3 protein-coding genes are annotated in these 4,871 nt (G+C 65.9%); all 3 read right to left on the bottom strand.

Annotated features, from left to right (window positions below):
* Positions 1 to 234 precede the first annotated feature (234 nt).
* From BRAO375_RS10950 to BRAO375_RS10940, 3 genes are read right to left on the bottom strand one after another with little or no spacing between them, the layout of a single operon-like run.
* Positions 235 to 999, bottom strand: coding sequence for an SDR family NAD(P)-dependent oxidoreductase (locus tag BRAO375_RS10950; protein ID WP_009027535.1), 765 nt, complete (start codon positions 997 to 999; stop codon positions 235 to 237).
* 26 nt (positions 1,000 to 1,025) lie between these two features.
* A complete protein-coding gene (locus BRAO375_RS10945; RefSeq protein WP_009027534.1) occupies positions 1,026 to 2,927 on the bottom strand; it encodes a feruloyl-CoA synthase in 1,902 nt (633 codons plus the stop codon).
* Position 2,928: 1 nt separating this feature from the next.
* A complete protein-coding gene (locus BRAO375_RS10940; RefSeq protein ID WP_009027533.1) occupies positions 2,929 to 3,729 on the bottom strand; it encodes a crotonase/enoyl-CoA hydratase family protein in 801 nt (266 codons plus the stop codon).
* Positions 3,730 to 4,871: the final 1,142 nt, after the last annotated feature.

Genomic DNA, 4,871 nt, shown 5'->3' with positions numbered 1-4,871 from the left:
TCTGGCGATGCAATCCGGCCTCTCCCCGCGCGCGGGGAGAGGCTGAGAGCGAGCTCGTGGCGAACAGTGGTGTGCATCAAACCGACTACGCTTCACCGTTTTCCTGAGCGGTGGGCACGCTGCGCTTTGCCCACCCTACGGATCTCTCCGTCATTGCGAGCGAAGCGAAGCAATCCAGGGCCCCGTCGGGACTCTGGATTGCTTCGTCGCTTCGCTCCTCGCAATGACGAGGTCTCACTTCGGCGCCATGCGCAGCGAGCCGTCGAGGCGGACGACTTCGCCGTTGAGGTAGGCGTTCTCGACCATGTGCAGCGCCAGCGCAGCGAACTCGTCGGCGGCGCCGAGGCGGCGCGGGAACGGGATCGCGGCGGCGAGCGAATCCTGGGCTTCCTGCGGCAGGTTGGCGAGCAGCGGGGTCAGGAACAGGCCGGGCGCGATGGTCAGCACGCGGATGCCGAACTGCGCGAGCTCGCGCGCGATCGGCAGGGTCATGCCGACGATGCCGCCCTTCGATGCGGAATAGGCCGACTGCCCGATCTGGCCGTCATAGGCGGCGACGGAGGCGGTGTTGATGACGACGCCGCGCTCGCCGGTCGCCTGCGGCTCCAGCTTGGTCATCCCGTTGGTGACCAGGCGCAGCATGTTGAACGAGCCGATCAAATTGACCTTGATGACCTTCTCGAAATCCGACAGCGCCATCGGGCCGTCGCGGCCGACGACGCGCTTGGCGACGCCGATGCCGGCGCAGTTCACCAGCACGCGCGGCTGCTGGCCGAGCGCCTCGACCGCCTTGGCGACGGCGGCTTCCGCGCCGGCGGCGTCGGAGACGTCGCAGACCACCGCCACGCCCTTGATCTCGGCCGCGACCTCCTCCGCCAGCTTGGCGTTGAGATCGAACACGGCGACCTTGGCGCCCTGCGAGGCGAGCTTGCGGGCGGTGGCGGCGCCGAGGCCGGAGGCGCCGCCGGTGACGATGGCGGCCTGATCCTTCAACAACATGTCGTCTCTCCCTTTGATGACGTCGATCAGCCGGCGACGATGATGTCGTCGTCGGGTGTCGCCGCGTAGATGCGCTCGATCAGGTCCTTGCGGTTCTCCAGCACGGCGCGCTGGTTGATCGAGCCCTTGTCGGTGACCTCGCCCTTGTCGATCGACAGCGGCAGGCCGAGCAGCACCGCGCGCGTGATCCGGGTCGAGGAGCCGGTCGCCGTCTTCAGGAATTTCGTGAAACGCTCGCGGAACGCGGCCACGATCAGCGGATCCGACGCGGTTTCGGCGAGATCGTCGAACGGCAGCGTCGCGTTGATCAGACGGCAGCCGTCGAGGTCGAGTACGACAATCGCCGCGATCTCGTCGCGGTTGATGCCGGCGATGACGACATCACGCGCCAGCGGCGCACAGGCGGCGATGAAGCGCGCCCGCAAGGGTCCGACCGAAACCCAGGTGCCGGACGCCAGCTTGAAGTCCTCGGCGACGCGGCCGTCGAAGTCGAAGCCGGCGTTGAGGTCGTTGGGATCGGCGGGCTTCAGCGCGTCGCCCATCTGATAGTAGCCTTCGGAGTCGAAGGCTGCGGCCGACACCTCGGGCAAGCGCCAGTAGCCCGGCGTCACGTTCGGCCCCTTGGCGCGCACCTCCATCTTGCCGTTGTTGGGCACGAGCTTGGCTTCGTTGCCCGACACGGGAAGGCCGACATGGCCGGAACGGCTGGTGCGCGGATTGACCGACATGAAGAACGGCGCTGTCTCGGTCGAGCCGAGGCCGGTGAGCATCGGCACGCGAGTGCCCGTCTCGGACACGGAGAGCTCGTCGAGCTCGTTCCAGACGTGCGGCGCGAGCGCAGCACCAGAGAAGAACATCGCATGCAGCCGGCGGAAGAAGGTCTTGCGCAGGCCCGGGTCCTCGCGGAAATAGGGCAGCAGCGACTCGTAGCCCTTGGGCACGTTGAAATAGACCGTCGGCGAGATCTCGCGCAGGTTGCGCACGGTCTCCTCGATGCCGCCCGGCACAGGCTTGCCGGCATCGAGATACATCGATCCACCGTTGAACAGCGTCAGGCCGATATTGTGGTTGCCGCCGAAGGTGTGATTCCACGGCAGCCAGTCGATGATGACGGGCGGCTCGTCCTTCAGGAAGGCGAGCGTCTCGCGGATCATCACCTGGTTGGCGCAGATCATGCGCTGGGTGTTGATTACCGCCTTCGGATTGCCGGTCGAGCCGGACGTCAGCAAAAACTTTGCGATCGTGTCCGGGCCGATCTTCGCGTTGATAGCATCGAGGCCGGCGAACAGCGGCGAGGCGATCAGGTCGGACAGCATCGTGATCTTGCGGCCCGGCACTTCGCCGAACGACGCCACGATCTCGGTGCCTTCGGGCACGTTGGCGATCAGCGCGTCGGCGAACTTGTCGGCGTCGTCGACGAACACCAGGCCGGGCGTCAGCAGCTTCATCAGATAGGCGAGCTTGCCGTAGTCGCGCGACACCAGCGAATAGGCTGGCGACACCGGGCAGAACGGCACGCCGGCATAGAGCGAGCCGAATGCGATCAGCGCGTGGTCGATCGAGTTGCCCGACAGGATCATCACCGGACGGTCCGGCGACAGGCCGCGGGCGAGCAGGCCGGAAGCAATGTGGCGGCTCGCCGCCAGCAAGGTGCCGTAGCTCAGCTCGCGCCAGCCCTCGGGACCGACACGCTCGGCCATGAACACGCGCTCCGGCGTTTCCTTGGCGAAGTGATGCAGCCGGTCGGTGATCCGCTGCGGGAAGTCGCCGAGCGGCCGCTTCGGCCGGAGATAGATGGTGCCGTCGTCGCGGCGCTCGACGTCGACGACGGGATCATTGAACGAGATGGCGCGCAACGGATGGACGCTGGCGCTGCGCGCCGTGTCCCCCGTTCCTCCCTGTGTGCTTGTTGTTGTTTGCGCAGTCATGTCACGTCGGCTTCACTTTGGCGGTCTTGTGATCAAGGAAGGCGCGGATGCGGCCCTTGGCCTCCTTGTCGCTCTGCGCGACGGTGGCCATCAGCGATTCCATCAGCAGACCGGTCTGCGGATTGGCTTCCGCGATCATCGGCAGCGCCTGCAGCACGGCGAAGTTGGTCAGCGGCGCGTTGTTGGCGATCTTGGCCGCGAGCTCCAGCGCCTTGGTCATCGCGGCGCCGGCCTCGACCAGATATTGCGCGAAGCCGTAGGAGGAGCCTTCGGTCGCCGAATAGACCCGGCCGGTCAGCATCATGTCCATCATGCGGGCGACGCCGATCAGGCGCGGCAAGCGGACCGAGCCACCGCCGCCAACGAAAATGCCGCGCTGGCCCTCGGGCAGCGCGAAATAGGCAGAGGGTTCGGCGACGCGGATGTGCGCGGCGCAGGCGAGCTCGAGGCCGCCGCCGATCACGGCGCCCTTCAGCGCGGCGATGACGGGCACGCGGCAATATTGGATGCGGTCGAACACGCGGTGCCACATCTGCGAATGCACAAGGCCCTCGGTGGCATCGCGCTCGCGCAATTCGGAGAGGTCGAGACCGGAGGAGAAATTGTCGCCGAGGCCGTGGATCACGACGCAGCGGACGTCCTCCGGCAGGCTCGTGAAGCAGTCGCCGATGGCGAGGATGATGCCGTCATTCAGCGCATTGCGCTTGGCCGGGCGGTTGAGCCCGATGGTCAGGACGGCGCCCTGCTGTTCGATCTGCAGCAGAGACGGATCGCCTGTCGGCGTCGTGTCGGCGTTTCCCATCGTTCGATTGTGTCCTGTTCAGAATAGTTATGTTTTATAACGATCTTGGCGAGAGTCAATAAGCGGCGGCCGGGAACGTATTGTGCAATGCGAAAAGCGCTGCGCCGGAATGAACTACGCGAGGCGGTGCGGGTGCATCGTAAGGCGCGTCTACACAAAGGCAAATGACATGATGCGGCATTCCCGCGGCGAATTCGCGCCCGGGGCTTGCAGAGTTCGTTCACCCTCTTGTGCAGAGGGCGCAGGGAAGGCCAGGCGTCGGCTGACGCCTGCGGCCCGCCTGCTGAAAAAATGCAGGCGGCAGGTACCACAGGTGCAGCCGGAGAACGCCCGGCCTTCCCTGCGCGATGGTCTTCACGCTTATACGCAGTCTGCCTGGTGCGCCGGGCTTGTTGGCCACCATTCGCGACAATGCTTACGCATTGCGCGGGACACCAGCATCGGGGTGCCAGCACGCTGCGACTTCACGTCCGCGCCACGCCGTTCGTCCGCACGAGCTTTCGCCCGCGCTGCGGCATGATCGCGGCCACCGCTCCCCGCCCCGCGTGTCGTGACGATCGCGCGCTACGCCCCTCGGCTTGGGACGGGATGAAGAGGAGATAAACATAACTTTCGAAAAATCGCAATCATTTTTATTTTTTAGCGAAGACATCTTCCTGGAGGCCCCTGGTGTCTCGCAGCCCTCCGCTGTCGTCCCTGCGAACGCAGGGACCCAGAACCACCGTCCTTAGTGGGACGATCACTGGCAGTTACCTCTCACCGATAGATTCCGCGGTATGGGTCCCTGCGTTCGCAGGGACGACACCGCCGTCTTGGGCGACAGCGCGGCCTACAGCACCATGTGCTCGTCGAGCCGTGGCGCGCCGGGGCTTCCCGGGACGACAGCGGAGGTTGTTGCTGCATCTTCAGCCAGGTCGATCGCCAAACTGAACCGCCGACAACGTCGCATTCAGGGTGGCTTCAAAGCGCACGCGGTAGAACGTCTCTCGTCACCACACTTCCCAATGGAGGGGACCATGGTTTCGCTGAAGACATCTCTCGCCGGCGGCGTCGCCGCGCTCGCCGTGACCGCCACCCTGCTCGCCGGCGCGGCCCCGGCCCAGGCGCATGACGGCCGCAACGCGGCGCTGTTCGGCGGCCTG

Origin of the sequence: Bradyrhizobium sp. ORS 375 (assembly GCF_000239775.1) — a bacterium.
In the GTDB taxonomy this organism is placed as follows: domain Bacteria; phylum Pseudomonadota; class Alphaproteobacteria; order Rhizobiales; family Xanthobacteraceae; genus Bradyrhizobium.
The sequence above is the reverse complement of the archived record's forward strand: the minus strand, read 5'-3'. Positions and strand labels throughout refer to the sequence as shown.

Excerpts from the sequence above, each read along its gene's own strand:
- BRAO375_RS10950 (WP_009027535.1), bottom strand. The coding sequence starts at position 999 with ATGTTGTTGAAGGATCAGGCCGCCATCGTCACCGGCGGCGCCTCCGGC.
- BRAO375_RS10945 (WP_009027534.1), bottom strand. The coding sequence starts at position 2,927 with ATGACTGCGCAAACAACAACAAGCACACAGGGAGGAACGGGGGACACG.
- BRAO375_RS10940 (WP_009027533.1), bottom strand. The coding sequence starts at position 3,729 with ATGGGAAACGCCGACACGACGCCGACAGGCGATCCGTCTCTGCTGCAG.